Annotated in this window: 23 protein-coding genes; 10 read left to right on the forward strand and 13 right to left on the reverse strand. The window is 64.0% G+C overall.

The window, feature by feature from the left end:
* Positions 1 to 15: 15 nt before the first annotated feature.
* Positions 16 to 957: an aspartate carbamoyltransferase catalytic subunit gene (locus FEV53_RS05095; RefSeq protein WP_142833737.1), complete on the reverse strand. Its 942-nt coding sequence runs from the start codon at positions 955 to 957 to the stop codon at positions 16 to 18.
* A 94-nt stretch (positions 958 to 1,051) separates the two neighbouring features.
* Between FEV53_RS05095 and FEV53_RS05100 the strand changes: the two genes are divergently transcribed.
* The 6 genes from FEV53_RS05100 to FEV53_RS05125 all read left to right on the forward strand — a co-directional run bounded on the left by FEV53_RS05100 (position 1,052) and on the right by FEV53_RS05125 (position 9,363).
* Positions 1,052 to 1,813, forward strand: coding sequence for a uracil-DNA glycosylase (locus tag FEV53_RS05100; RefSeq protein WP_142833738.1), 762 nt, complete (start codon positions 1,052 to 1,054; stop codon positions 1,811 to 1,813).
* 65 nt (positions 1,814 to 1,878) lie between these two features.
* Complete coding sequence (gene yghU / locus FEV53_RS05105; protein WP_142833739.1) at positions 1,879 to 2,697, forward strand: glutathione-dependent disulfide-bond oxidoreductase; 819 nt, start codon at positions 1,879 to 1,881, stop codon at positions 2,695 to 2,697.
* Positions 2,698 to 2,775: 78 nt separating this feature from the next.
* Positions 2,776 to 3,318: a molybdenum cofactor biosynthesis protein B gene (gene moaB / locus FEV53_RS05110; RefSeq protein WP_142833740.1), complete on the forward strand. Its 543-nt coding sequence runs from the start codon at positions 2,776 to 2,778 to the stop codon at positions 3,316 to 3,318.
* Between the two features lie 96 nt (positions 3,319 to 3,414).
* Positions 3,415 to 4,881, forward strand: coding sequence for an efflux RND transporter periplasmic adaptor subunit (locus tag FEV53_RS05115; RefSeq protein WP_142833741.1), 1,467 nt, complete (start codon positions 3,415 to 3,417; stop codon positions 4,879 to 4,881).
* Positions 4,878 to 8,237, forward strand: coding sequence for an efflux RND transporter permease subunit (locus FEV53_RS05120; protein WP_142833742.1), 3,360 nt, complete (start codon positions 4,878 to 4,880; stop codon positions 8,235 to 8,237). The genes FEV53_RS05115 and FEV53_RS05120 overlap by 4 nt, the downstream gene beginning before the upstream one ends.
* 46 nt (positions 8,238 to 8,283) lie before the next feature.
* Positions 8,284 to 9,363, forward strand: a complete 1,080-nt coding sequence (locus tag FEV53_RS05125) for a Hint domain-containing protein (RefSeq protein ID WP_142833743.1) — start codon at positions 8,284 to 8,286, stop codon at positions 9,361 to 9,363.
* 146 nt (positions 9,364 to 9,509) lie between these two features.
* On the opposite strand, the gene FEV53_RS05130 is transcribed toward FEV53_RS05125, so the two are convergent.
* The 9 genes from FEV53_RS05130 to secG form a co-directional block, all read right to left on the reverse strand.
* Positions 9,510 to 9,833, reverse strand: a complete 324-nt coding sequence (locus FEV53_RS05130; RefSeq protein ID WP_142833744.1) for a 2Fe-2S iron-sulfur cluster-binding protein — start codon at positions 9,831 to 9,833, stop codon at positions 9,510 to 9,512.
* A 99-nt stretch (positions 9,834 to 9,932) separates the two neighbouring features.
* Positions 9,933 to 11,330: a DegQ family serine endoprotease gene (locus tag FEV53_RS05135; RefSeq protein WP_142833789.1), complete on the reverse strand. Its 1,398-nt coding sequence runs from the start codon at positions 11,328 to 11,330 to the stop codon at positions 9,933 to 9,935.
* Between the two features lie 196 nt (positions 11,331 to 11,526).
* Positions 11,527 to 12,927, reverse strand: coding sequence for an MATE family efflux transporter (locus FEV53_RS05140; RefSeq protein ID WP_246100734.1), 1,401 nt, complete (start codon positions 12,925 to 12,927; stop codon positions 11,527 to 11,529).
* Positions 12,928 to 13,018: 91 nt separating this feature from the next.
* The gene (gene hflC, locus FEV53_RS05145; RefSeq protein ID WP_142833745.1) at positions 13,019 to 13,900 is read right to left on the reverse strand and encodes a protease modulator HflC; all 882 of its coding nucleotides are present in this window, start codon (positions 13,898 to 13,900) and stop codon (positions 13,019 to 13,021) included.
* A complete protein-coding gene (gene hflK, locus FEV53_RS05150) occupies positions 13,900 to 15,036 on the reverse strand; it encodes an FtsH protease activity modulator HflK (RefSeq protein WP_142833746.1) in 1,137 nt (378 codons plus the stop codon). The genes hflC and hflK overlap by 1 nt, the downstream gene beginning before the upstream one ends.
* A 71-nt stretch (positions 15,037 to 15,107) precedes the next feature.
* Complete coding sequence (locus FEV53_RS05155) at positions 15,108 to 16,556, reverse strand: FAD-dependent oxidoreductase (protein WP_142833747.1); 1,449 nt, start codon at positions 16,554 to 16,556, stop codon at positions 15,108 to 15,110.
* Positions 16,557 to 16,654: 98 nt separating this feature from the next.
* Positions 16,655 to 16,834: a CsbD family protein gene (locus FEV53_RS05160; protein ID WP_142833748.1), complete on the reverse strand. Its 180-nt coding sequence runs from the start codon at positions 16,832 to 16,834 to the stop codon at positions 16,655 to 16,657.
* A 108-nt stretch (positions 16,835 to 16,942) separates the two neighbouring features.
* Positions 16,943 to 18,589, reverse strand: coding sequence for a CTP synthase (locus tag FEV53_RS05165; protein WP_142833749.1), 1,647 nt, complete (start codon positions 18,587 to 18,589; stop codon positions 16,943 to 16,945).
* 104 nt (positions 18,590 to 18,693) lie between these two features.
* Entirely contained in the window at positions 18,694 to 19,062 is a 369-nt protein-coding gene (gene secG, locus FEV53_RS05170; protein WP_142833750.1) for a preprotein translocase subunit SecG, read from the reverse strand.
* Positions 19,063 to 19,238: 176 nt separating this feature from the next.
* Between secG and FEV53_RS05175 the strand changes: the two genes are divergently transcribed.
* Positions 19,239 to 20,531, forward strand: coding sequence for an adenylosuccinate synthase (locus FEV53_RS05175; RefSeq protein ID WP_142833751.1), 1,293 nt, complete (start codon positions 19,239 to 19,241; stop codon positions 20,529 to 20,531).
* Between the two features lie 3 nt (positions 20,532 to 20,534).
* Entirely contained in the window at positions 20,535 to 20,759 is a 225-nt protein-coding gene (locus FEV53_RS05180; protein WP_142833752.1) for a DUF2842 domain-containing protein, read from the forward strand.
* 8 nt (positions 20,760 to 20,767) lie between these two features.
* Here FEV53_RS05180 and FEV53_RS05185 read toward each other — a convergent pair whose 3' ends face one another.
* Positions 20,768 to 21,907, reverse strand: coding sequence for a hypothetical protein (locus FEV53_RS05185; RefSeq protein ID WP_142833753.1), 1,140 nt, complete (start codon positions 21,905 to 21,907; stop codon positions 20,768 to 20,770).
* Between the two features lie 79 nt (positions 21,908 to 21,986).
* Here FEV53_RS05185 and FEV53_RS05190 point away from each other — a divergent pair, with 79 nt between their 5' ends.
* Positions 21,987 to 22,676: a thiamine diphosphokinase gene (locus FEV53_RS05190; RefSeq protein ID WP_142833754.1), complete on the forward strand. Its 690-nt coding sequence runs from the start codon at positions 21,987 to 21,989 to the stop codon at positions 22,674 to 22,676.
* On the opposite strand, the gene FEV53_RS05195 is transcribed toward FEV53_RS05190, so the two are convergent.
* Complete coding sequence (locus FEV53_RS05195) at positions 22,657 to 24,030, reverse strand: L-serine ammonia-lyase (RefSeq protein ID WP_142833755.1); 1,374 nt, start codon at positions 24,028 to 24,030, stop codon at positions 22,657 to 22,659. The genes FEV53_RS05190 and FEV53_RS05195 overlap by 20 nt on opposite strands.
* A gap of 686 nt (positions 24,031 to 24,716) precedes the next feature.
* Between FEV53_RS05195 and rpiA the strand changes: the two genes are divergently transcribed.
* Positions 24,717 to 25,499 (forward strand): ribose-5-phosphate isomerase RpiA, encoded by a 783-nt coding sequence (gene rpiA / locus FEV53_RS05200; RefSeq protein WP_142833756.1) that lies wholly within the window; start codon positions 24,717 to 24,719, stop codon positions 25,497 to 25,499.
* Positions 25,500 to 25,559: 60 nt separating this feature from the next.
* Here rpiA and FEV53_RS05205 read toward each other — a convergent pair whose 3' ends face one another.
* Positions 25,560 to 26,351: a MipA/OmpV family protein gene (locus FEV53_RS05205; RefSeq protein WP_185962109.1), complete on the reverse strand. Its 792-nt coding sequence runs from the start codon at positions 26,349 to 26,351 to the stop codon at positions 25,560 to 25,562.
* Positions 26,352 to 26,377: the final 26 nt, after the last annotated feature.

Here is a 26,377-nt window from a genome sequence, read left to right on the forward strand (position 1 = left end):
TCTCTCCGTTGACTGTCAGGCGGCGCGCCGGTCGCGCAGGTTGCGGGCCAGCAAATCCATGGCGGCCATGCGCACGGCCACACCCATCTCCACCTGCTCCTGAATCACCGAACGGTTGATGTCGTCGGCGATGGTGCCATCAATTTCCACCCCGCGATTCATCGGCCCGGGATGCATGACGATGGCGTCAGGCTTGGCACGCGCCAGCTTTGCCGCGTCGAGGCCGTAACGGTAGTAATACTCGCGCTCGGACGGGATGAAGCCGCCGGACATGCGCTCTTTCTGGAGCCGGAGCATCATGACAACATCCGCGTCGGCAAGCCCGGTCTCCATGTCGTGGCACACCTCGACGCCCCAGTCCCGCGCACCCGAGGGGATCAGCGTCGGCGGCCCCACGAGGCGGATGCGGCTCTCCATCTTGCCCAGCAGCCAGATATTGCTGCGTGCGACCCGGCTATGGGCAATGTCCCCGCAGATCGCCACGGTCAGCCGGTGCAGGCGGCCTTTCTTGCGGCGGATGGTCAGCGCATCGAGCAAGCCTTGCGTCGGATGCTCATGCCGTCCGTCCCCCGCATTGATCACGGCGCAATTCACCTTTTCAGCCAGCAGGTTCACCGCGCCCGAATGGGGGTGACGGACGACCAGCAGATCGGGATGCATGGCGTTCAGGGTCAGGGCGGTGTCGATCAGCGATTCGCCCTTTTTGATCGACGAGGCCTGCATGGCCATGTTCATCACATCCGCCCCGAGACGCTGCCCAGCCAGCTCGAAACTGGCCTGCGTGCGGGTGGAGTTCTCGAAGAACATATTGACCTGCGTCAGCCCCTCCAGCACCGCCGCGTGCTTTTCCGGGCCCCGGTTCAGCTCGACATAGGTGTCAGCCAGATCGAGGAGCGTGGTGATTTCCACCGGGTGCAACGGCTCGATCCCCAAGAGATGCGTCTGGCGAAAAGTCATGGGCAGGCCTCCGTCCGCGTCGCGCCCGGTATAGGTTTCACCGCCCGGCTCTACAAGGCTGGTGACTGCCCTTCGCAACGGCTAATCTCGCCCTGTGGAACCGGATCTCTCATATGAAGACGCGCTGGCGGCGCTGGACTGGCAGGTCGAGCTGGGCGTGCTCGATGCGCTCAGCGAAACCCCCATCGACCGGTTCGAACTGGTGGCCGAGGCCCGCGCCAAGGCGCAGGTCGCAACGCCGGAGCCCGGCACAGCAGAAGTCACCGGCCCCGACCCCGCCGCGCTGGCCCGCGAGATCGCTGAGGCCGCTCCGGATCTCGATGCCCTGCGCGCCGCCATGGGGGCCTTCGAGCAGTGCGAGCTAAAGCGCGGCGCCCGCAATCTGGTGTTTTCCGACGGCCAGCCCGGCGCGCCGGTGATGATCGTCGGCGAGGCGCCGGGACGCGACGAGGATTTGCAGGGTAAGCCCTTCGTGGGACGCGCCGGGCAACTCCTCGACCGGATGTTCGCCGCCATCGGCCTGTCCCGGACCGAGGGCGGTCTCTACATCACCAACGTCCTGCCATGGCGCCCGCCCTCGAATCGCGAGCCGACTCCCGAGGAAATCGCCATGATGCGACCCTTCCTGATGCGCCATATCGCGCTGGCGCAGCCGCAGGTACTCGTCATCATGGGCAACGTCTCGGCCTCGGCCCTTCTGGGCAAGCGCGGCATCCTGAAACTGCGCGGCCACTGGACGGGTGCGGCGGGCCTGCCCGCCCTGCCCATGACCCACCCGGCCTATTTGCTGCGCAATCCGGTGGCCAAGCGCGAGGCCTGGGCCGATCTCCTGTCGATCCGCGACCGCCTCGGCTAAGGCCCTTGGATCTCGGGAGGAAACCCCTATCTGGGGGCGAAGATCACCTCTGAAAGGACCCGCAGATGAGCAGCTACACCCCACCCAAAGTCTGGACATGGGACAGCGAATCGGGCGGCACATGGGCCAAGCTGAACCGCCCAATCGCCGGCGCCACCCACGACGCCGAGTTGCCGCGCGGCAAGCATCCCTACCAGCTTCACTCTCTGGCGACCCCCAACGGGCAAAAGGTGACGATCCTCTTTGAAGAGCTGATCGAAGCCGGTCACGACGTCCAATACGATGCGTGGTTCATCGACATTTCCGAAGGCGATCAATTCGGCTCGGGCTTCGTCGGGATCAACCCCAACTCGAAAATCCCCGCCCTTCTGGACCTGACCGGGCCGGAGCCGGTGCGGGTGTTCGAATCCGGCGCGATTCTCATGCATCTGGCCGAACGCTATCAGGCGTTCCTCGGCGACAACCGTACGGAAATGCTGTCCTGGCTGTTCTGGCTGCACGGCTCCGCGCCCTTCCTCGGCGGAGGCTTCGGCCATTTCTACGCCTACGCGCCCGAGCCCATGGAGTACCCGATCAACCGCTACGCCATGGAGGTCAAACGCCAGATGGACGTGCTCGACCGTCATCTGGCCGAGAACCGATATCTGGCGGGCGAGGACTATACGATCGCCGACATGGCGACCTTCCCCTGGTACGGTCGGACCGCGTTCGGCGAAAGCTACGAAGCAGGCGAATTCCTGTCGGTCCACGAATACGAGAACGTCCTGCGCTGGGCCAAAGACATCGACGCCCGCCCCGCCGTGCAGCGCGGCAAGCTGGTGAACAACACCAAAGGGCTGCGCGAGCGTCACGCGCCGGAGGACTTTGCGGCCCTCGACGGCTGATCCCTTGCCAACCGGCGCGCAGTGGCGTCAATCTGAGCGGGCCGTCAAAGGGCGGCCCGTTGACCTGAGAGGACCCCTATGAGCCGTATCGACGACAGCCGCGACTTCCTGCCCTGCCGGATCGCCGTTCTGACGGTCAGCGACAGCCGCAGTCTGGACGAGGACCGTTCCGGCGACACGCTGGTGGATCGGCTCACCGATGCCGGTCACCATCTGGCGGCGCGCGAGATTGTCACCGACGAACGGGCCGAAATCGCGGATCAGCTCCGCCGCTGGTGCGCCGACCCGGAGGTGGACGTGATCCTGACCACGGGAGGCACCGGGCTGACGGGCCGCGATGTCACAGTCGAGGCCCACAGGGATGTCTATGAGAAGGAAATCGAGGCCTTCGGCACGGTCTTCACCCACGTCTCGCTGGCCAAGATCGGCACCTCCGCCGTCCAGAGCCGGACCTGTGGCGGGGTGGCGCAGGGCACCTATCTCTTTGCCCTGCCCGGCTCGCCCTCGGCCTGCCGCGATGCGTGGGACGAGATCCTGCGCTGGCAGCTCGATTACCGTCACCGCCCGTGCAATTTCGTCGAGATCATGCCCCGGCTCGACGAACACCTGCGGCGCAAGTAACCCCGCCCCGCGACCGATGGTCCGCTCACGCAGGCGTGGATTGTTGCGGCGCCGAACCGGGTTATATCTGACGCAGACAAGGAGGCCCCGCCGCCCATGCGTTTCCTGACCCGTGCCCTGATCGGCCTGTTCCTCGCGTCGCTCACGCTGGGGCTGCTGGCCACGGGCGGCATCGTGCTGAAATCGGCACTGGATGAGCGCGCCGCGCGGGAGCCCGGCGGCCGTCCGCCCTCGGAACAGGTCTATGCCGCAGCCGTCCTCACACTCACGCCCGAGACGATCACCCCGGTGCTGGAGACCTTTGGCGAAGTCATCGCCCGCCGTGAACTGGAACTCCGCGCCACCCGGGCCGGACGGCTCATCGGCATCGGCGAAGGGGTCGGCGAAGGGGCGCAGGTCACGGCGGGGCAGCTTCTGTTCGAACTGGACCCGGCGGATGCGGAAACGGATCTGGCGCTGGCGCGGACGGATCTGCGCGACGCGGAAGCCGAGCTGGAGGACGCCGAACGCGCGGTGACGCTGGCCGGCGATGACCTCGCCGCAGCGGAGGCGCAGGCCGAGTTGCGGGGTCGCGCGCTGGAACGGCAGAAGGACCTGCAACAGCGCGGCGTCGGCACCTCGGCAGCGACCGAGGAGGCAGAGCTGCTGGCCGCCTCCGCCCGCCAGCAGGTCCTCTCCCGGCGGCAGTCCGAAGCCCTCGCGCTGGCGCGGTTCAACCAGGCCAAAACCGGGCTGGAGCGCCGCCGGATCGCGCTCCGTGAGGCGGAACGCACCCTCGACGACACCCGCATCACAGCCGCGTTTGACGGTGTGATCTCCGACATGACCGCTACGGAGGGCGGGCTGGTGGCGCAGAACGAGAGGCTGGCCACCCTGCTCGATCCCGACGCGCTGGAACTGGAATTCCGCGTCGCCACCTCCGATTACGTGCGCCTCATCGACGATCTGGGCGCCATCGCCGCCGAAACCGCCCTCGTCAGCCTTGAGGTGGGGGGCTACACGCTCAGCTCCCCCGCCACCATCACCCGCCTCGCCGCCGCCGTGACCGCGGGCGAGAGCGGGCGGCGGCTCTATGCGCGGATCGAGACACCCGAGGGCTTTCTGCCCGGTGATTTCGCCCGGCTCAGCGTCAACGAACCACCCCTCGAAAACGTCGTCCGCGTGCCCGCCACCGCCGTGGACAGCGCCGGAACGGTGCTGGTTCTGGGCGAGGAGGACCGGCTGGAGCGCGCGACCGTCGCGGTGCTGCGGTCGCAGGGCGATGACCTCCTGATCCGCGCACCGGAACTGACCGGGCGCAGCATCGTGGCCGAGCGGGTCCCGCGTCTCGGGCCGGGGATCAAGATCCGTCCCCTGCGCCAGAGCGCGGCAGGCGACCCCGTGGCCGAGGCGCCCGAGATGCTCGACCTCAGCCCCGAGCGCCGCGCCGAACTGATCGCCATCGTTGAGGGCAATGCGCGGATGCCCGAGGCGGCCAAGGAGCGGGTCCTCGCACGCCTGAAAAGCGGCGATCAGGTCCCCGCCGGCATGGTGGCGCGCATCGAAGGCGGACGGGGCGGATGAGACCGCTGTCGCCCATCGGCGGGATCCTGTCCTACTTCACCCGCCACGCGACCGCCGCCAATCTCCTGCTGGCAATCATGCTGACGCTGGGCCTCGTGGCGCTGCCGAAGATGCGGGCGCAGTTTTTCCCCGACATCATCTCCGACGACATCGACATCTCCGTGGGCTGGGACGGCGCCGGGGCCGAAGCGGTGGACGAAGCGATCCTGTCCGTCCTCGGCCCCGCGCTCCTGACCGTCGAGGGTGTCACCGGATCGTCGTCGCGGGCCAGCGAAGGGCGCGCCAGCATCGAGCTGGAATTCGAGCCGGACTGGGACATGGCGCGGGCGTTTTCCGATGTGGAAACCGTGCTGCAAGGCCTCTCCGACCTGCCCGACGCCGCAGAGGACCCGGAGGTCTCGCGCAGCAACTGGCGCGACCGGGTGACCGATGTGGTCATCACAGCTCCGCTCGACGTGGCGCAGCTGGGGCGGGTTGCCGACGAATTCGTGCAGGCCCTGTTTCAGGCCGGGGTGACGCGGACCACCATTCAGGGCATCGCCGCGCCGGAAACGCTGGTCGAAGTGCCCGCGCTGGCGCTCCTGCAATATGGCGTCACCATGGCCGAGATCGCCGCCGCCATCGCCGCCGAAGCGGACGCGGCCCCGTCCGGCGATCTGGGCAGCACCGCCCGCATCCGTTCCGGCACCGAGCGGCGCAGCCCCGACGAGCTGGCCGGGATCGTTCTGCGCGCCGATGGCGGTGGAGCCCCCCTGACCATCGGGGATGTGGCGGACATCCGGGTGCTCGGCCCCGACCGGGTGCGCGCCTATTTCGTCGGCGACAACCCGGCTGTGTCGATCCGCGTGGACCGCTCCGATCAGGGTGACGCCATCGCCCTGCAACGCACCGTGGAGGACGTCGCCGCGCGGCTGGAGCCTTCCCTGCCCGCCGGGACCAGCATCGACCTGATCCGGGGCCGCGCCGAGTATATCTCGGGCCGTCTGGAGATCCTGATCGACAACGGCCTCCTGGGTCTCGGTCTGGTGGTGACGCTGCTGTACCTGTTTCTGAACGCCCGCATCGCCTTCTGGGTGGCCGCAGGGATCCCCGTGGCCATGACCGCCGCCATCGCGCTCATGTATGCCTTCGGAATCACGCTGAACATGATCTCGCTGTTCGCGCTGATCATTACGCTCGGCATCGTGGTCGATGACGCCATCGTGGTAGGCGAACACGCCGATTTCCGTGCCCGGCGGCTGGGCGAAGATCCCACCACCGCCGCCGAAACCGCCGCCCGCCGCATGTTCGCGCCGGTGTTTTCGGCCACCATCACCACCGTCATCGCCTTCTTCGGACTGACCGCCATCGGCGGGGTGTTCGGCACGCTGATCGCGGATATCCCGTTCACTGTGATCGTGGTGCTGCTGGCGAGCCTCGTGGAGTGCTTCCTGATCCTGCCCAACCACATGCGCCACGCGCTGGTGCACACGGCCAGGGAACACTGGTACGACGCGCCCTCCCGCGCCGTGAACCGGGGCTTCCGGTGGCTGCGCGAGCGCGCCTTCCGCCCCCTGATGCGCGTCGTCTGTGTGGCGCGCTATCCTGTGCTCGCGGGCGTGGTCGTTCTCCTCCTGTCGCAGATCGCGCTGTTTCTGTCGGGGGACGTGCAGTGGCGGTTCTTCAACGCGCCGGAGCGCAGCTCCGTCACCGGCAATTTCGCCATGCGCAGCGGTGCCACCCGCGACGACACCATGGAGCAGCTCCGCCTGATCCAGACCGCCCTCACCGAGATCGGCGCGGAATATGCCGAAGAACACGGCGCCAACCCCATCGCCTATGCGCTGGCCGAGCTGGGCGGCAATACAGGGCGCGGGCTGTCCGGCGCCGATAATATCGACCCCGACCTCCTGGGCGCCATCTCCATCGAGCTGATCGACCCCGACCTGCGCCCCTATTCCAGCTTTGCCTTCGTGGGCGACCTTCAGGACCGCGTTGCCCGCCATCCCCGCCTGCAAGAGCTGAGCTTCCGCGGCTGGCGCTCCGGTCCCGGCGGCAGCGCCATCGACATCCGCCTGTCGGGCGCGGAAACCCGCATTCTGAAGGACGCCGCCGAAACGCTCAAATCCGAGATCAGTGCCTTTGGCGAGGTATCCGGCGTCGAGGACAGCCTCTCCTATGACAAGCAGGAATTCGTCCTCGAACTGACCCCGCGGGGCGAGGCGCTGGGCTTTACCATCGACGAGATCGGACGGCTCCTGCGCGACTGGCTCTCGGGGATCGAGGCCGCCACCTATCCCGAGGGCAACCGCTCCGCCACGATCCGCGTCATCGCCCCCGAAGACGAGGTGACCGCCGACTTCCTCAGCCGTGCCATCCTGCCCACCGAAGACGGCAAATTCGCCCCGCTCGCCGATCTGGTGGAGATCACGGTTCTGGACGGCTTCTCCACCGTGCAGCGCGAGGACGGGCTACGGGTGGTCACGGTGATCGGCGATCTGGACAGCTCCGACGCCGCCCGCGCTGCTGACATCACCACGCAGATCGCCGAAGAGATCCTGCCCCGCCTTTCAGAGACCTACGGCGTCACCACCGAAATGGCGGGACTGAACGCCGAGGAGAAAGCCTTCCTCAACGACGCCCTGATCGGGTTCCTCCTGTGCCTGCTCGGGATTTACCTGACCCTGGCGTGGATCTTCGCAAGCTGGACCCGGCCCGCCGTGGTGATGGCCGTGATTCCCTTCGGCCTCATCGGGGCGATCTGGGGCCATTTCATCTGGGACGTACCCCTGTCCATGTTCTCGGTCGTGGGCCTGATCGGCATGACGGGAATCATCATCAACGATTCGATCGTTCTCGTCACCACAGTGGACGAATACGCCGAAGCGCGCGGCATCCGCCCGGCAATCATCGACGCCGCCTGCGACCGCTTGCGCCCGGTGCTCCTGACCACGCTGACCACGGTGCTGGGCCTCGCGCCGCTGCTTTATGAACAATCGAGTCAGGCGCAATTCCTCCGCCCTACGGTGATCACGCTGGTCTACGGTCTGGGCTTCGGCGTGGTGCTGGTGCTCCTCGTCGTCCCCGCGCTGCTGGCCGCCCAGGAAGACGTGGGCCGCGCCTTTAAAGCGCTCCGCCGGGGCCTCAGACCCCGCGCCGGTACGGCCCGCACAGCGATTCTGCTCGCCGGTCTCGGCATCGCCGCCGCCTTTGCCGCCACCGTCGGATCGCTGGCCGTCACCGGAGCGATGGCAGGTCCGTTAGCGGCCCTTGGCCCCGGACCCTTTACGGCCTTCGGGGTCTTCACCGTGATCGCCCTCACCGCCTGCGTCACGGCGCCGCTAGTACTTTCGAGATCTTGCTCCAAGCGAAACTGACAACTAGAGGTGTAAAAAATATAAGAAAATCATCAATGGTACACGCATGGCGACCTACACGCTGAATAACCTGTACAGAGCAAACCAGCTCACCGGCTCAGGCCTTGTGGCTCAGGGCGGGGTGACAAGTGACGGGGCCTTATTTGAATTTACCTACAACGGTGGCGCGGCGCAGACCACGACGGTTCTGGATATCGATCCGTCCCCCAAGGACTTCCAGCTCAACGACGCGCCCCAAACCTCGGTCAATGTAAACAACCAGAAAATTCAGTCTCCCATTGTCCATGAGGTCACGACCTACAACTCCGGGACGAACCTGAACGCCGAGGCGGTTTATGATATCGAGATTGACCGTGGCGGCACGATCATCACTGCGACGCTCCATGCGCTGAACCTCGGTTCGACGGCCTTCCCGCGTGAGTTCATCTACTATACCAGTGAGACGCTGCAGGACGGCGACGTCATCACGTATACGCGGACAGCCAACATCGACGGGACGATTTTTATCTGCTTCGTCGCGGGGACTATGATTGAGACCAAGGCGGGCCTGAAGCCGGTGGAAACGCTTGAGACAGGCGATCTGGTTTTGACCAAGGACAACGGCTGGAAGCCCGTTCAGTGGATTGGCAAAAAGACGGTCCCCCTGCGCAACGGGATCAACGCGGAACGCGCCTATCCTGTCCGGATCAAGGCCGGAGCCCTTGGCGGGGACCTGCCGGAGCGGGATCTCTACGTCTCCCAACAGCACCGCGTCCTCGTGAAGTCCAAAGTGGCGGAACGGATGACGGGCAGTACGGAAATCCTCGTCCCGGCCAAGAAACTGGTCGGCATGGACGGCATCGATCTGGTGACAGACTGCGACGAAGTGACATACGTGCACTTCCTGCTCGACCAGCACGAAATCGTTTACGCGAACGGCGCCGAGGCGGAATCCCTGTTCACCGGCCCGGAAGCGCTGAAAGCGGTGTCGAGAAAGGCCAGGGAGGAAATCCTGGAACTGTTCCCGGAGTTGACGGAAATGATGTCCACCACGCGCGTCGGGGTCCGGGACATCCCCTCGGGCAAGATTGCGAAAAAGCTGGTCGACCGAATCAAGTCGAACAATCGGGCTCTGTACGAGGTCTGAGCGCGGCCTCAACGCCCCCGGTTTCCGCCCCACGACGGAGACTTGGGCGTTCCGTACAAAATCGGGGATGGAATTGCCAAATGGCGTACATTTCCGATGGCGAAAATATACGGAACCGCCCCATGAGGGGCGGTTTTTTTGTGAGTTCAGATCTGCTTTTCGGGCATGTGGACCACGAGACCGTCCAGCGCGTCGGTGACTTTGATCTGGCAGGTCAGACGAGACCGCTTGGTATCCGGCTCGAAAGCGAAATCGAGCATGTCTTCTTCCATGTCATCCTTGGCGGGCAGCTTTTCCACCCAGTTTTCAGCCACATAGACGTGACAGGTCGAGCAGGCACAGGCGCCGCCGCAATCGGCCTCGATCCCCGGAATGCCATTATCCCGCGCGCCTTCCATGACTGTCAGGCCGTTGGCGACCTCGACCACATGCTCTTTACCGCCATGTTCCACATAGGTAATTTTCGCCATCTCGGGGCTCCCAGACTCTCGTTTCCGCCTAGCTAGGACGAACAGCGTCAAAATGCCAGAGGCAGCGCGTCGCGCGCCGCCTCCGGTGTCGTCAGGACGTCACTCGCCCACGGGCAAGGCGACAAAGCGCGGGTCTTCGCCACGACGGATCAGCAGGAGCACGGTCTTGCGCCCGGCCTCGCGGGCCTCCTCAACCTGCGCATCAAGATCCTCCAGAGACGCAACCCGCTGCTGACCGGCCTCGTAGATCACATCACCGGGTCGAATGCCCTTTTGATAGGCGTCGCTGTCTTCGGCCACGTCGAGGACCGCCAGACCAGAGGCATCGCCGTCGAGACCCAGCTGCTCACGCAATTCGTCGTCGAGGCCACGCAGGGTGACGCCCAGCACATCGCGCTCAGGCTCTTCCTCCGGCATGTCCTTCGACAGCGAAGCGGGTACCGCCTCGGCCTCTTCACGGCGGCCAAGGGTCACCTGCAGATCCTCGGTGTCGCCGTCCCGCCAGACGGTCACGTCAACCTTTTGGCCCACGGGCGCATCGCCCACGCGACGCACCAGATCCCGGGTATCCTCGATCTCGGACCCGTCAAAGGAGAGGATCACGTCGCCTGCCTTCATGCCTGCCTCAGCCGCCGGACCTTCGGGAACGTCGGTGACAAGCGCGCCTGTGGCCGATGCCAGACCGATGGATTCCGCAATGTCATCCGTGACATCCTGAATGCGCACGCCGAGCCAGCCGCGCCGGGTCTCGCCGAATTCCTTGAGCTGATCGACCACATTGGCAACCACGTTCGACGACATGGCAAACCCGATCCCGATGGAGCCGCCATTGGGCGACAGGATCGCGGTGTTCACCCCAATCACTTCCCCGTCCATGTTGAACAGCGGACCGCCGGAGTTGCCACGGTTGATCGCGGCATCGGTCTGGATGTAGTCGTCATAGGTGCCCGACAGCTCGCGATTGCGGGCCGAGACGATCCCGGCGGACACGGAGAAACCCTGCCCCAGCGGGTTGCCCATGGCCATCACCCAGTCGCCCACGGAGGCGTCGTCCGAGTCGCCGAAAGGCACGGGCTTGAGAGGCGCGTCGCTCTCGACCTTCAGCAGCGCGATGTCTGTCTTGGGGTCGGTGCCAACGACCTTGGCGGGCAGAACCTCACCGTTGAAGAACTCGATGTCGATCTCATCGGCGCCGTCGATCACGTGGTTGTTGGTCACGATGAAGCCGTCATCGGAGATCACAAAGCCCGAGCCCAGCGCCTCGGAGCGGCGAGGACGGTTGGGACCCTGATTGCGCTCCATGAAGTCGCGAAAAAAATCCTCGAAGGGCGAGCCTTCGGGCACGATCGGACCGGGGCCAGAACGGGCGGAAACCGTGGTGGCGGTGGTGATGTTCACCACAGAATCGCTGATCTTCTCCGCCAGAGGTGCGAACGAGTCAGGCGCCGCAGCCACGGCTTCATAGGCCGGGACAAGGGCCAGAGCGGTGCCGAGCATCAGCGCCCCGGTCAGGTTCCTCAGGCCGCCAAAGGACGATTGTTTAAAGCTGTTCACGTGTCTCTCCTTGGAATCAGAACTACGCGTCGCTGGCCGCCAAACCGGCCTGCTGCTTTTTCCAGATATGTTGCCTGAATGACAACACAAGCACCCGTGAGCCCTGTTCAACAGCAGGTGATTGGACTGAAACCAACCCTTAGCGGTTTCGACCGGTAATAATCAGCAGGCGACGTTCCTTTTGGAACGGGTCAACTTCCTCGGCCTCTGCTGCCGCAGCAACCGGGTTGGCGGTGATACGTCGCAGCAAAATGACCGATAGCAGGGCAAAGATCACGCCCCCCGCCGCTTGCCCGATCAGCACGCCCGGCGCACCGAGGAGCACCGCTCCCAATGCCGCGAGGGGCCATGTCCCCAGCGTGTGCCGCCCCCAGTTCACCACGGTGGAATAGAACGGAGAGCCCAGATTATTGAACCCCGCGTTGCCGACGAAGATCACCCCGTTAAAGAACCACGTGAGCGCGATAGGGCCGCAAAACAGGTAAATGAGCGATCTGGACACCCCTTCAGCGTCGAAAATCCCGGCGATGGGCGCGCGCAGGAGGAACAGCACCACCGAGACCACCAGCACATAGGCCCCGACAAAGAGGATCCCCGCGCGGATCGCAGCCCGGACCCGGTCGAAAAGCCCAGCGCCGAAATTCTGCCCGATGATCGGCCCGATGGCGCCCGAGAGCGCAAAGACCACGGCAAAGGCCACCGGCGAGAGGCGCGAAATCACGGCCAGTCCGGCCACCGCATCGGTGCCGAATTTCGCCATCTGCCGGGTGACGATGGCCATGCCCACGGGGGTCGCCACATTGGTCAGAACGGCGGGCAGCGCGATGGCAAAGATCGAGCGAAGCCGCGCCAGAATGTCGCGCGCCGACGGGATCGCAAAAGCGTCATAACGCCGGATCGCCGGGGCCAGCGTCATCACCGCCATGGCCACACGCGCGCAAACCGTGGCCCAGGCCGCGCCCTCCAGATCCAGCCCAAGGCCAAAGATGAACAACGGGTCAAGCGCGGCATTCACCGTGCCTCCCGCCACTGTGGCCAGCATTGAGCGGCGCGCGTCGCCATAGGCGCGCAGCACCGCGCCTCCCGCCATGGCAAGCCCCACGATCATCATCGAGGGCAGCACGATCCGCAGGTATTCTGCTGCGCGCAGGGCGACGTCTCCTTCGGCGCCCAACAGGGACAGAAGCTGCGGCAGGAACATCAGCGCGCCAATGGGTACGACGATACCGACCCCCACCACCAGCGCCGCCACACCCGTGGCGTAGGATCGCGCGTCTTCGGCCTGCCCGCCGCCGACAGATCTGGCCACCAGCGAGCCAGCGGCAATAGAGAGGCCAATGTTGATCGCGCTGGTAAAAAACAGCAGCGTCGCCGCGTAGCCGACGGCAGCTGCCAGCGCGGTTTTGCCAAGCATCGAGATGAAAATCATGTCGATGAAATCCACCGCGAACATGGCCATCAGGCCGATGCTGGTGGTGAAGGACATGACAGAGACATGCCGCATCAGGCTGCCTGTCAGGAATACGGCACGGGTGGTCATCGGACCTCCGGTATGGGTGCTGGATCTGAAGATCGCAAGAAAAAGGCCCACCAGCGCGGTGGGCCTCTTCAGAACGGTCGCGCCGGTCGGATCAGTTGTCGGACAGCGTGTCGCTCTTCAGGTAGTCAAAGAACTCGCTGTCAGGAGACAGGATCATCGTCGAATTCTCGCCCTTGAGCGACCGCTGATAGGCGGTCAGCGAGCGGTAGAATTCGAAGAACTCCTGATCCTCGCCAAAGGCTTCGGCAAAGATTCCGTTCCGCTCGGCATCGGCGAGACCGCGGGTGATGTCCGCTTCGCGCTGGGCCTCGGAGACCAGCTCGACCCGGGTCCGGTCGGCCTGGGCACGGACACGCTGAGCGGCTTCTTCACCACGGGCACGTTCGTCGGTGGCTTCACGCTCCCGCTCGGCCCGCATCCGCTCAAAAGTGGCGTTGAGGTTCTGCTCGGGCAGCGCGGTCTGCTTGAGCCGCACGTCGATCAGCTCCAGCCCCAGATTATCAGCTTGCAGCCGGGCCTGATCGCGGATCCGCGTCATCAACTCGGCCCGGTCCGAGGACAGGATGGTGTTCGAGGTCACACCGTCCGAACCGAGAACCGCTCGGGTCTGGGTGACGAGAATCGGGGCCAGCCGGCCCTCGGCAGCCCGGATGCCCCCCACGCCCACGGCGCGGCGGAACTGCTCGACATCCTTGATCCGGTAGCGCGCGAAGGCGTCCACGATCAGACGACGGTCATCGGAAGGCGTGACTTCGATCGGGTCCGTGTCGAGCGACAGAATCCGGTCGTCATAGCGCACAACGTTCTGGATGAAGGGCAACTTGACCGCGAGGCCCGGGTCTTCCTTCACCGCCTTGATCTGGCCAAATTGCAGCACCAGCGCTTTTTGCCGCTCGTCCACGACGAACAACGCATTTCCAGCCACGAAGAGGATCACGGCGACCAGAATGAGAAAAATCGGTCCCTTACGCATCAGTTGGACCCTCCGTCAGTCGTGCGCCCGGAGCGCAGCTCGTTCAGGGGCAGGTAGGGGACAACGCCCTGTCCGCCGCCACCGCCGGATTCGTCGAGAATCACCTTATCCACGCGGCCCAGAACCTCTTCCATGGTCTCCAGATAGAGACGTTTGCGGGTGACCTCGGGTGCCTTGCGGTATTCTTCGAGCACAGAGGTGAAGCGCGCCGCCTCACCCTGAGCCTCGTTAACCTGCTGCGCGCGATAGCCTTCGGCATCCTCAAGGATCGAGGCCGATTCACCCCGTGCCCCGGCGAGAATGCGGTTAGCGTAGGCGTCGGCCTGTCGTTCCAGACGATCCCGCTCCTGCTCGGCGGCCTGCACATCACGGAAGGCGTCGATCACCTCGTTCGGCGGGTCGGCCTTATCGAGGTTCAGTCGCACGATGTTCACGCCGCTGTCATAGCTGTCGAGCGTGGACTGGATCAACATCCGCACGTCGTCGGCGATCAGACCCCGGTCCCGGTTCAGGATCGGCGCCAGCTCGGACTGGGCGATGACTTCGCGCATGGCCGATTCGCTCACCGCACGAATGGTTTCTAAGGGTTCGGCGAGGTTGAACAGGAACAGGGCCGGATCGCTGATGTTCCAGACCACCTCAAAGTCGATATCGACGATGTTTTCGTCGGTGGTCAGCATCAAACCATCATCGCCCGTGCTGCCACGTCCAACACCGATTTGCTCGGTCTGTTCGCGCGTCACAGGGATAACCTCGTAGGTCACAAACGGCCACGGAGCAAAATTCAGACCGGGGTTGCCAGTCGAGGAATACTTACCGAGGAACAGTTCCACCGACTGCTCTTCGGGCTTTACCGTGTAGAGGCTGGCAAAAATCCACGCACCAACAGCCAAAAGCCCGGCAAGAATCCACGTGCCGCGCCCAAAGGACGGCATACCGGGACCGCCGGAGCCATCGCCACCGGACCCGCCCCTGCCGCCCATGAGGACGCGGAGCTGGTCCTGGCTCTTCTTCATCAGCTCTTCGATGTCAGGCACATTGCCCTGATTTCCTCCCGGACGCTGTCCGGGCGGACGCCGGTCTCCGCCGCCGCCTCCCTTATTGCTGCCCCAGGGGCCGCCATTATTGCTCGCCATGCGTGGTGAGTCCCTTTGTTCGTATTCGTTCGTGGCTATCGTGACCTACATGTGTCCGAAGCGAAAGGCGTTCAACCCACCCGGACCGGCTGCGACATGGTGACGAGCTCTTCGGCAACGGTGGGATGGACCGCACAGGTCGCATCAAACTGCGCCTTGGTCAGCTTGTTCTTCACGGCGATGCCGATGAGCTGGATCATCTCGCCCGCGTTTTCATCGACCACCTGAGCGCCCATGACCACCTGCGATTCCTTGCAAACAATGAGCTTTAGCATGGTGCGCGTGGGCTGTCCGGCAAAGGAAGACCGCATCGGGCGGAACGAGGTCGCATAAACCTCGATGGGACGATCGTCCCGCGCTTCTTCTTCGGTCATGCCCACCGTGCCCAGTTCCGGTCGGGTGAACACCGCCGAGGGGATATTTTCGTGATCCACCGGACAATCGTGCCCCTGAAACACCGTCTGCACAAAAGCCATGGCCTCGCGAATCGCCACCGGGGTGAGCTGCACCCGGTCGGTCACGTCGCCGATGGCGTAGACCGAGGGGATGTTGGTCTGGCTGTAACCATCCACGAGGATCTCGCCCTTGCGCCCGGTTTTCACCCCGACCTCTTCAAGACCCAGATCATCCGTATTCGGCGCCCGACCGGTGGCGAACATCACGTGATCGTAGACCCCCTCATGGCCGGTGGTACATTTCACCCAGATCGGTCCCGATCCGGTGTGGTCAGAGCGGGTAAAATCCGTCCCGGTTCCGCTGGAGGCCGCGTCAGACCCGCGCAGGATCGGGTGATCCTTATGCTCCGAGGCGCGCTCCATTTCGAGGATCGACGTGCCGGTGTGGATGTCGATACCCTGCTCGCGCATCATCTCGGCCACCAGCCCCCGGCATTCCTCGTCAAACCCGTTCAGGATCTGACCGCCCCGCAGGAACATGGTCACCTCGACCCCGAGCCCGGCCATGATGCAGGCAAATTCGCAACCGATATACCCGCCGCCGACGATCAGGAGACGCTTGGGCAGGGCATCGAGGTTGAACATATCGTCAGACACAAGGCCCATCGTGGCGTTCTTCATGTCGGGCCGGACGGGGCGGCCGCCAGTGGCAATTAGGATATGGCGCGCGGATTTCACCGTACCATCGGCCAGCGTCACCTCGTGGGGCCCAGAGAGCCGGGCGCGACTGTCGAACACCTCGACCCCGGATTTATTCAGCAGAGATCCGTAGACTCCTTCGAGCCGGTCGAGTTCCTCGTGGAGCTTGCCCCGGAACTTCAGCCAGTCGAAATCCGTGCAGGAGGCATCCCAGCCATAGGCGTTCGCGTCCTCGATATGGGAGGGATAGCTGCTGGCAAAGACCATCAGCTTCTTCGGCACGCAGCCCCGGATCACGCAGGTCCCGCCGAGGCGGCTGTCCTCGGCCAAGGCGACCCTGGCCCCGGTTCCGGCAGCCACCCGCGCCGCGCGGACCCCGCCAGAGCCCCCGCCGATCACGAAAAGATCGTAGTCGAATTCACCCATGGCATTTTCCCCTCAAGCCGGCGCATCGTTCAGAGATCTATGCCTAAAAAAAACGGGCGCTTGAAGCGCCCGTTTGTCATTTCGCTGTGAGAACCGGATCAGTCGGTCACGCTGCGCACGGCATCCTTGGCGTTGCCAGCGGCTTGCTGGGCCTTGCCCTCAACCTGCTGGGCCTTGCCCTCAGCTTCCATCTCGTGGTTGTCGGTGGCATCGCCCAGAGTCTCTTTGGCCTTGCCGGCGAGTTCGTTGGCTTTGCCTTTGATCTTATCGGTGTCCATCGTTGTCACTCCTGAAGGTGTCTATTGCACGGAGAACGATGGCAGCGCTGATTGGTTCCAGACAATTTGAAGGTGTGCGGCAGGCTGCCGCACACAATCAGACATCCCTCAGACCAAACGGCTGTTTTCCTTGGCGGCACGCACGAAATCAGCAAAGAGCGGGTGCGGCGCGAAGGGTTTGGATTTCAGCTCAGGGTGGAACTGCACACCGATGAACCACGGGTGGTCCTTGTACTCGACGATTTCGGGCAGCTGGCCGTCGGGCGAGATCCCGGAGAAATGCAGCCCGACATCTTCAAGCTTTTCGCGGTACTTCATATCCACCTCGTAACGGTGGCGGTGACGTTCCTCGATCCGGTGGGCACCATAAACGTCCGCAGCCTTCGAGCCGTCCTTCAGGAGCGCGGTATAAGCGCCGAGACGCATGGTGCCGCCCTTGTCATCCAGCACATCGCGGGCAATTTTCTCGTTATCCTTGATCCACTCCTTGAGGTGGTAGATCACCGGCACAAACCGCGCACCCTCACCGGATTCATGGTCAAATTCCTGGCTCCCGGCGCTCTCCATCCCCGCAAGGTTCCGCGCCGCCTCGACCACGGCCATCTGCATCCCGAGGCAGATCCCGAGATAAGGCACGCCCCGGGTGCGGGCGAATTCGGCGGCCTTGATCTTGCCCTCGGTGCCGCGCTCGCCAAAGCCGCCGGGCACGAGGATCGCGTCGAATCCTTCGAGATAGGGGGCCGCATCGCCCTCATCGAACTGCTCGGAATCGACCCAGTCGATTTTCACCTTCACCCGGTTAGCCATGCCCCCATGGGTGAGCGCCTCGGCGATGGATTTATAGGCATCCTCAAGCTGGGTGTATTTGCCGACAATGCCGATCCGTACCTCACCCTCCGGATTGAACACCCGGTCGGCCACGTCTTCCCAGCGGGCCAGATTGGGCTTGGGTGCCGGATGGATGCCAAACGCGTCGAGCACCGCCTGATCGAGCCCCTCACGATGATAGGCCAGCGGCGCCTCGTAGATCGACTTCAGGTCGTAGGCCGCAATGACGCTGTCGGGACGAACGTTGCAGAACAGCGCCAGCTTGGCGCGCTCTTTTTCGGGGATCGTACGCTCGGACCGGCAGACCAGCACATCCGGCGCGATCCCGATGGAGCGGAGTTCTTTCACCGAGTGCTGTGTGGGCTTCGTCTTCAGCTCGCCCGACGCGGCAATCCACGGCAGGAGCGTCAGATGCATAAAAATGCACTGCCCCCGGGGCCGCTCCTGCGCGAACTGGCGGATCGCCTCGAAAAAGGGCAGGCCCTCGATATCGCCGACCGTGCCGCCGATTTCGCAGAGCATGAAGTCGACCTCATCCGCGCCGACGGTCAGGAAGTCCTTGATCTCATTGGTGACGTGCGGGATCACCTGAATGGTCTTCCCCAGATAGTCCCCGCGCCGCTCCTTCTCCAGCACGCTGGAATAGATCCGGCCAGAGGAAACACTGTCCGTGGATCGCGCCGCAACGCCGGTAAAGCGCTCGTAATGACCCAGATCGAGATCCGTCTCGGCGCCGTCATCGGTGACGAAGACCTCGCCATGCTCGAACGGGCTCATGGTCCCGGGATCGACGTTCAGATAGGGATCAAGTTTGCGCAGACGAACCGAAAAACCCCGCGCCTGCAACAATGCGCCGAGCGCCGCCGAGGCCAGACCCTTGCCCAGCGAAGAGACCACACCGCCGGTGATGAAGATATATCGTGCCATAGGAAAAGGGCCCCCGTGCCTGCCAGAGAGGTTACGCGTGTTTCAACACTCACGGGACCCAAGCCCTATCCGTTCGGGCAGGGTTCCGCAATATCCCGTACGTATCAGTCGGCGCGCGGCGGCTGCTGCGGCGCATCGGCGGCCGGCGGCGGCAACAAGTTGCCGCCAAGCGGCGCATCTGCGGGCGCTTCGACATCGGCCTCAACCGGGGCGCTGCCGCCCACACGGTCGAGGACCGAGCTGTCGGCGGAATTCTCAGCCGCGATGATCGTGAGCCAGATGGATGTCGCAATGAACGCGATGGCCAGACCCCAGGTCATTTTCCCCAGCGCCGTCGCCGCACCCCGTGCCGACATAGCACCACCACCGCCGCCTCCCATCCCGAGGCCGCCGCCCTCGGAGCGCTGAATCAGCACAACACCGATCAGGCACAGGGCAAGGATCAGGTGGATGGTAAGGACAATGTTTTCCATGGTCGGTCTTCCGATCTCGCGTGACCGCACTCACCTAGGGCCATTGCTCCGGCGGTGCAACCCGTCTCATGGACCGATTGCCCCGGCAATTCGTACGCAATGCGTTCGCGGGGGCTGGTCGCCGGGTCACTCTCCGGCTACACACAGGACCGTTTGCAGCGCGAGGAAGACAGCTCATGGCCAATGTGGCAGTGATCGGCGCCCAGTGGGGCGATGAAGGCAAAGGCAAGATCGTCGACTGGCTCAGCGAGCGGGCCGATGTCATCGTCCGCTTTCAGGGTGGACATAATGCCGGTCACACGCTGGTGGTGGATGGCGAGGTCTACAAGCTCCACGCCCTGCCTTCCGGCGTGGTCCGTAAGGGCAAGCTGTCGGTGATCGGCAACGGCGTCGTGCTGGACCCCTGGCACCTCGTGAAGGAAATCGAGACGATTCGCGCCCAGGGCGTGGAGATTACCCCCGAGACGCTGATGATCGCGGAAAACACGCCGCTGATCCTGCCCTTCCACGGCGAGCTTGACCGCGCTCGCGAGAGCCAGAACTCGGTTGCCAAAATCGGCACCACCGGACGTGGCATCGGCCCCGCCTATGAGGACAAGGTCGGACGCCGGGTGATCCGTGTCGCCGATCTGGCGGATGAGGCGACGCTGGCCCGCCGGGTGGATCGGGCGCTGGTCCATCACAATGCGCTGAGGAACGGGCTCGGCCTGCCCGAGATCGACCGCGACGCACTGATCGTGGACCTTCAGGAGATCGCGCCGAAGATCCTGCCCTACGCGAAACCCGTCTGGTACGAGTTGAACGAACGTCAGCATGCGGGCAAGCGGATCCTCTTCGAGGGCGCGCAGGGCGCGCTGCTGGACGTGGATTTCGGGACCTATCCCTTTGTCACCTCCTCGAACGTGATCGCGGGACAAGCGGCCACGGGGTCGGGCCTCGGTCCCGATGCGGTGGATTTCACCCTCGGCATCGTCAAGGCTTACACCACCCGCGTCGGCGAAGGCCCCTTTCCCACCGAGTTGGATGACGAGGATGGCGAACGGCTCGGCACCCGAGGGCACGAATTCGGCACCACGACAGGCCGCAAGCGCCGCTGCGGCTGGTTCGATGCCTGCCTCGTCCGCCAGACGGCGGCGATCTCCGGCATGACTGGCATCGCCCTGACGAAGCTCGACGTGCTGGACGGGTTCGAGCGCATCCGGATCTGCACCGGCTATGACCTTGACGGGCAGCGACTGGATTACCTGCCGACCGCCTCCGAGTCGCAGGCGCGCTGCACCCCGATCTACGAAGAGGTGCCGGGCTGGAGCGAATCCACCGAGGGCGCACGCAGCTGGGCCGATCTGCCGGGCAATGCGGTGAAATACGTCCGCCGCATCGAAGAGCTGATCGGCTGCCCGGTGGCTCTGCTGTCCACCTCGCCCGAGCGGGACGACACGATCCTCGTCACCGACCCGTTCCGGGACTGAGTGATGGCCCTGTCGCACAAGGCAAAACGGCGCTGGTCGCTGGTGATCCTGCTGATCGGCCTGCCGGTCTGGATTATCGTCGCATCCAGCGCCATGACGGCACTGGGCCGCCCGCCGATCTTCGTGGAACTGCTGGTTTATATGGTGTTGGGCGTGATCTGGGCGCTGCCCTTCAAGCACGTCTTTCGCGGCGTAGGTCAGCGCGACCCGGACGATCCCGAAGACTGATCCGGTCGCTACGCCAGAACGAAATGGTCGTCACCCGCATCCGTGAGGCGACCCTGAGCCACCAGCGCTGCGATGGCCTCGGAACCGTTCTCGTCAGACAGATCCGTCTGAACCTCGCGGGCATGGGAGACGATTTCGTCCCGCGTCGCCGTGTCGCGATGCTCAAGTATTGTGACATAGGCTGTCGCGGCCTCAATCAGGTCAGGCAGCGCCGTCGCGCCCCGCTCCTCGGCAAAACTGGTAAAGCTCTGACGGCCCCGGTGCGGATCCGACGGCGAATCCACACGTGCGTCACTGGGCAGCACAAGCACCCCAAGCGTCTCTTCGGCCTGAGCAACAACGGCCTCAAGATCGCTGCGAAACTCAGCGCTGGGGTCCAGACGCGCATCTTCGTTCTCGATGCTGCCTTCGGCGTAGGCTTTCTTGAGATGCTGAAGCGTCTCCCGCGACCGCGTCAGTTCTGCTGACTGCATGCGCTCTGACGTGCCTTCGATCAGGCGCTCCATAGCGGCCGCATCCATCTCACCGGTCCCGGCCGATGGGTTGTCGTCCCCGCCGGCGATTCCCGGGGCGTCCAGATCCTCCAGACGATGTTCCAGCTCGATCTCGACCAACTCAGCGATCAGAATTTCATGCTGATCCTCGCTGAGGCTGGTCGGTTCGATCAGCTTGCGGATCTCGTCCTCAAACTCTTCGGCAGCGGCTTCCTCAGGAGAAAGCTCTTCGATCTCGCCACGCGCAACGGCGGCCTCGAATTCTTCAGGAGTCAGGCGAACCGTGACAACCTCGTCATTCTCGTCGAGCATTTCGACCTCAACAAGATCATCGGTGTCATTCTCCGGATCTTCATCCTGCTCAATTTCGGGTGCGGCCGCAGCAGGAATGTCTTCGGGTTTGGCAGGGGACAGCATGACGATGCCGTCCTCCTGTTGGGCCGTCACCGGCCCGCCAGACGCCCGGGAGGCCACCTTGCACAGCAACTCGTCTGGCAAAACAACCTGCGAAAGCCCGCGCTCACGGGCATCCGCCTCGGCATCCCGGACACATTCCACGATCCACTGCATGATGCTGAACGGGTCCGCAAACCCGACGAGCCGGCACGTAAAGATCCCATAGCTCAGCGTCAGCGCTTTATCCGTCGCACTCAATCTCTGGCCCTCCGTGGCCTTGGCTGCAAAAACCGATTACATGTTCTGGGCAAGAAAGGCGACACTGGGCGGCAGATCAATGGAAATTACCGGAAATCTACCGCCAACTCCTGCGATACTCAGCTCCCGGCATCCTGTGACCCTCGTCGGGGACGGACCTGTTCGCGATGAGGAGATCCACTGGTCCCTGCAAAACGCACCCCGCGTCGTGGCCGCAGATGGGGGGGCGGCTAAACTGATCGCTACCGGAGTGCAGCCGCAACATGTGATAGGCGATATGGATTCGCTGCCTCGGGACCTGACCGCACAGCTCGACCCTGCCCGGCTCCATAAGGTGGACGAACAGGATAGCACAGATTTTCAGAAGTGCCTGTCCCGCATCGAGGCACCTCTGGTGATAGGGCTTGGTTTTCTTGGCGGACGGCTGGACCACACGCTGGCCAGCCTGACAACGCTCATTCAGTCGAGGACCCCGTGCCTGCTGATCGGGGACGGCATGCTGGCGTTCCACGTGACGCAAGACATCGCCATGGAGCTTCCCATGGGGAGTCTCCTGTCGCTCTACCCGCTGCGCAGGGTAACGGGCCGCTCAGAAGGCCTGCGCTGGCCCATCGACGGGATCACGCTGGACCCGTCCGGCCGGGTCGGCACATCAAACGAGGTCAGCGGATCGGTGAAGCTCAGCTTTGACAACCCTGGCATGATCGTGATCCTGCCCGACGAGGTGCGTGACGCGGCGCTGGCGGCGCTCAGCAGTTCGGGACGTTGACCGCAAGACCGCCGAGGGACGTTTCCTTGTACTTTTCGCTCATATCGCGGCCCGTCTGGCGCATGGTCTCAATCGCCGAATCAAGGGGCACGAAATGGGTCCCGTCACCGCGCAGGGCCAGCGACGCAGCACCGACGGCCTTCATCGCGCCCATGCCGTTGCGTTCGATGCAGGGCACCTGCACCAGCCCGCGCACCGGATCGCAGGTCATGCCCAGATGGTGCTCCAGCGCGATCTCGGCCGCGTTTTCGATCTGCTCCGGCGTCCCGCCCATCACGGCACAAAGCCCCGCCGCCGCCATGGCTGCCGCACTGCCCACCTCGGCTTGACAGCCGCATTCCGCACCGCTGATCGAGGCATTGTGCTTGATCAGCCCACCAATCGCGCCTGCGGTCAGCAGGAACTCTGGCACAAGCCGCTCGGTCCCGCCGGGCACGTGGTCGAGCCAGTAACGTATGGTCGCAGGGATCACTCCCGCCGCCCCGTTGGTGGGTGCGGTCACGACCCTCCCCCCCGCGGCGTTCTCCTCATTCACCGCCATGGCGTAGGCCGAGAGCCAGTCCATCGCCAGATGGGGCTGGCTGATGTTGCGCCCGTGCTCTTCACGTAAGGTGCGCCCAAGCACACCGGCACGGCGTTTCACGTTCAGACCTCCGGGCAGGATGCCGTCCGCATCCAGCCCCCGGTCCATGCAGGCGCGCATCTCGGTCCAGATCCGCTTCAGCCCATCATCCAGCGCGGCACGAGACATGCGGCTGAGCTCGTTGGCGCGCTTCAGCCCGGCGATGCTCTTCCCCTCACGGGCGCACATCTCCAGCATCTCGGCGGCCGATTTGAACGGATAGGGCACAGGCGCGCCGTCATCCGTATTGGCGCCCTCCGCCAGCTCTTCGGCGGTCAGAACAAAGCCCCCGCCAACCGAGTAATACACCTCGCGCACGATGACATCGCCCTGCGCATCAAGGGCAAACAGCTCCAGCCCGTTGGCATGGCCGGGTAAGGGTGTCTCATAGTCGAACACCACATCTTCTGAGGGCTGCAACCGCAGGGTCCCGAGGCCCTCCGGAGTGACAATGCCCTCACGGGTGATCCGGTCAAGCTCAGCATCCCCGGCGTCACGGTCGTACTCCGCCAGCGTCATCCCCGCCAGCCCGAGGATCACCGCCCGGTCAGTGGCATGCCCCTTACCAGTAAAGGCCAAAGACCCGCAGAGCCGCGCCCGCAGCCCCCGCACATCAAACGCCTGATGGCGCAAGAGGTCGAGGAACCGCTCAGCAGCCACCATTGGCCCCATCGTGTGAGACGAGGACGGACCCATGCCGACCTTAAAGACGTCCAGAACGGAAACGAACATGAGAGACCCTCCGAATTTGACGGAAGCCCTACCGGTTGCGACGAGTACACCGGAGATCGAAAGCGACTCTTTTTGATCCAAGCCGCTCTTTCCGGCGCGGAAATCACCCGTTCGGGTGATGAGCCCCCGTCCAACGTACTCTTACACTGGGCATATGTTTGACGACTTGACGGTATCAGGAGAACGTCGATGAAAAGGCTTCACACGCTCCGCACCGCAGCCCTTGCTGTGATCTGTCTGGGTTTACCCACACTTGCAACCGCCGGCTTCGCGATTGAGATCGAGCCAGGCCCTTGCATCACGGGACCTGGAATCGTGACCTTCGAATACCTTATGCGAAATGAAGGATCCCGGCCCGGCACCCTGAGCAGCAGCTTCGAGTTCACTTACTCCGGACGAACCTATTCGGCCGCAGGTGACACAGTTTATCTCAGCCCCGGAGACTCTTGGAGGACGCGGAAATCCATGCGCCTCCGGATATTGCGCGGGGTCCCCCAAGAGGTCGATTTGGAAATTCACGCCGTCGGGCCCGATGGCGGCGGAGCGACGGGCACGCGAATTTGGAACTGTGACGTCAGGCAAAAGAAGACCGCGCCGAAACTGAACTTTGGAAACTGATCTGCGGCAGGCGTGGCCTTCCAGCGCAGGGGAGACTATAGGGGCCGCAGACCAGCCGGAGGAGCCTCATGTCTGCGAACCTGTCCCCCATCGATGCCGCCAAATACGCCGCCGCCCGCAAGGCTTGTGACTACGTAGAGAGCGGCATGAAGATCGGTCTCGGCACCGGCTCCACCGCCGCCTGGCTGGTCCGGTGCCTCGCCGAAATGGTCCGCGAGGACGGGTTGAAGATCACCGGCGTGCCGACCTCCTCGCGCACCGCCGAAATGGCGCAGGCCGCCGGCATCCCGATCACCACGCTGGACGAAGTCGGGCGGCTCGACCTGACCATCGACGGGGCCGACGAGGCCGATGGCAACCTGACGCTTATCAAGGGCGGCGGTGGGGCGCTGTTGCAGGAGAAGATCGTCGCGACCGCCTCGGAGCGGATGATCGTGATCGCGGACACAACCAAGCGCGTCGAGACACTGGGCGCTTTTCCGCTGCCCATCGAAGTGGTGCGGTTCGGCTGGAAGAGCACCCGCGAGGCCGTGGCCGAGATCCTTTCTGCGGCAGACGTGATGGACACGAAAATTACCCTGCGCGAGGCGGACGGACAGCCCTATGTCACCGACGAAGGACACCACATTCTCGATCTGCACCTCGGCCGCATCGGCGCGCCCGGTCGACTGGCCCAGAGCCTTCTGTCCCTCCCGGGTGTGGTCGAGACGGGGCTATTCATTGATATCTGCGACGTACTGATCACCGGTCACGGCGACGGGCGCGTCGAGATCCGCGACCTTGATGCAGGCACCGTGACCGAGGATCGCGTGACCCTCGGAGCGGACGACAACATTTTCCGCGCTCTCTGATACAAAAAAACGCCCCGACCATCTGGATCGGGGCGCTGATTTGCAGAACCGTTATTCGGATCAGAAGTCCAGTGTGATCCGGCGAATCACCCGGAACCGGATGCCGTACTGGTCGTCATCGCCTTCTTCGACAATCGGGCTATCATCGGCGTCGCCGACGAACTTGTCGTAGCTGATCGCGCCTTCAAGGCTCCAGTTGTCGTTGATCAGATACTCAGCGCCAAATTCCACACCAGCCGTCACCAGACCACCATCGGCGTCATAAGCATCGAACTGGCTGCGGGCCGCTTCATCGTCGGACACGCTGAAATAGGCGTCGGCAAAGTCATCGTCACCAATCAGGAAACGCGGACCCGCGAGCAGGGTCAGGCGGTCATTGGGGTGCATCTTGAAGTCGGCGCCCAGCTCACCAACGAAACCTTCGTGACCTGCAAAGCCGTAGCGCAGGTCAGCATAGGCATCGAAATTGTAGGACTGATACGCAACGCCCATGCCCAGCTCGTAGGTCGCGTCGACGTCATCGAGCCCTTCGAGTTCGTCCTCGTCATCCGAATCCCGCTCGCCGATATAGGCGAAAGACGCGCGCAGGCGAAATCCTTCGGGCTGGCTGTTCGGGTCGAGCGATCCAAACCGCAGCGGACCGACATTCGCGTATTCCAGCCGGAACGTGCCGGACGGTCCGACTTCGTAGTCGTCGGACCCATAATATTTCGGGCTGTAATTCATGCCGAGACCGGCAGAAATCACAAGATCCGGGGTTCCAGCCTGAGCCACAGGAGCCTGGTAGGTCTCCTGAGCGTGGGCGGCAGATCCGGCGGCGACAAGGCCAGCGATGAACGCGAGGTGTTTCAACTCACATACTCCAAGGGTGTTGCCCT

Origin of the sequence: Palleronia caenipelagi (assembly GCF_007004065.1) — a bacterium.
Taxonomy (GTDB): domain Bacteria; phylum Pseudomonadota; class Alphaproteobacteria; order Rhodobacterales; family Rhodobacteraceae; genus Palleronia; species Palleronia caenipelagi.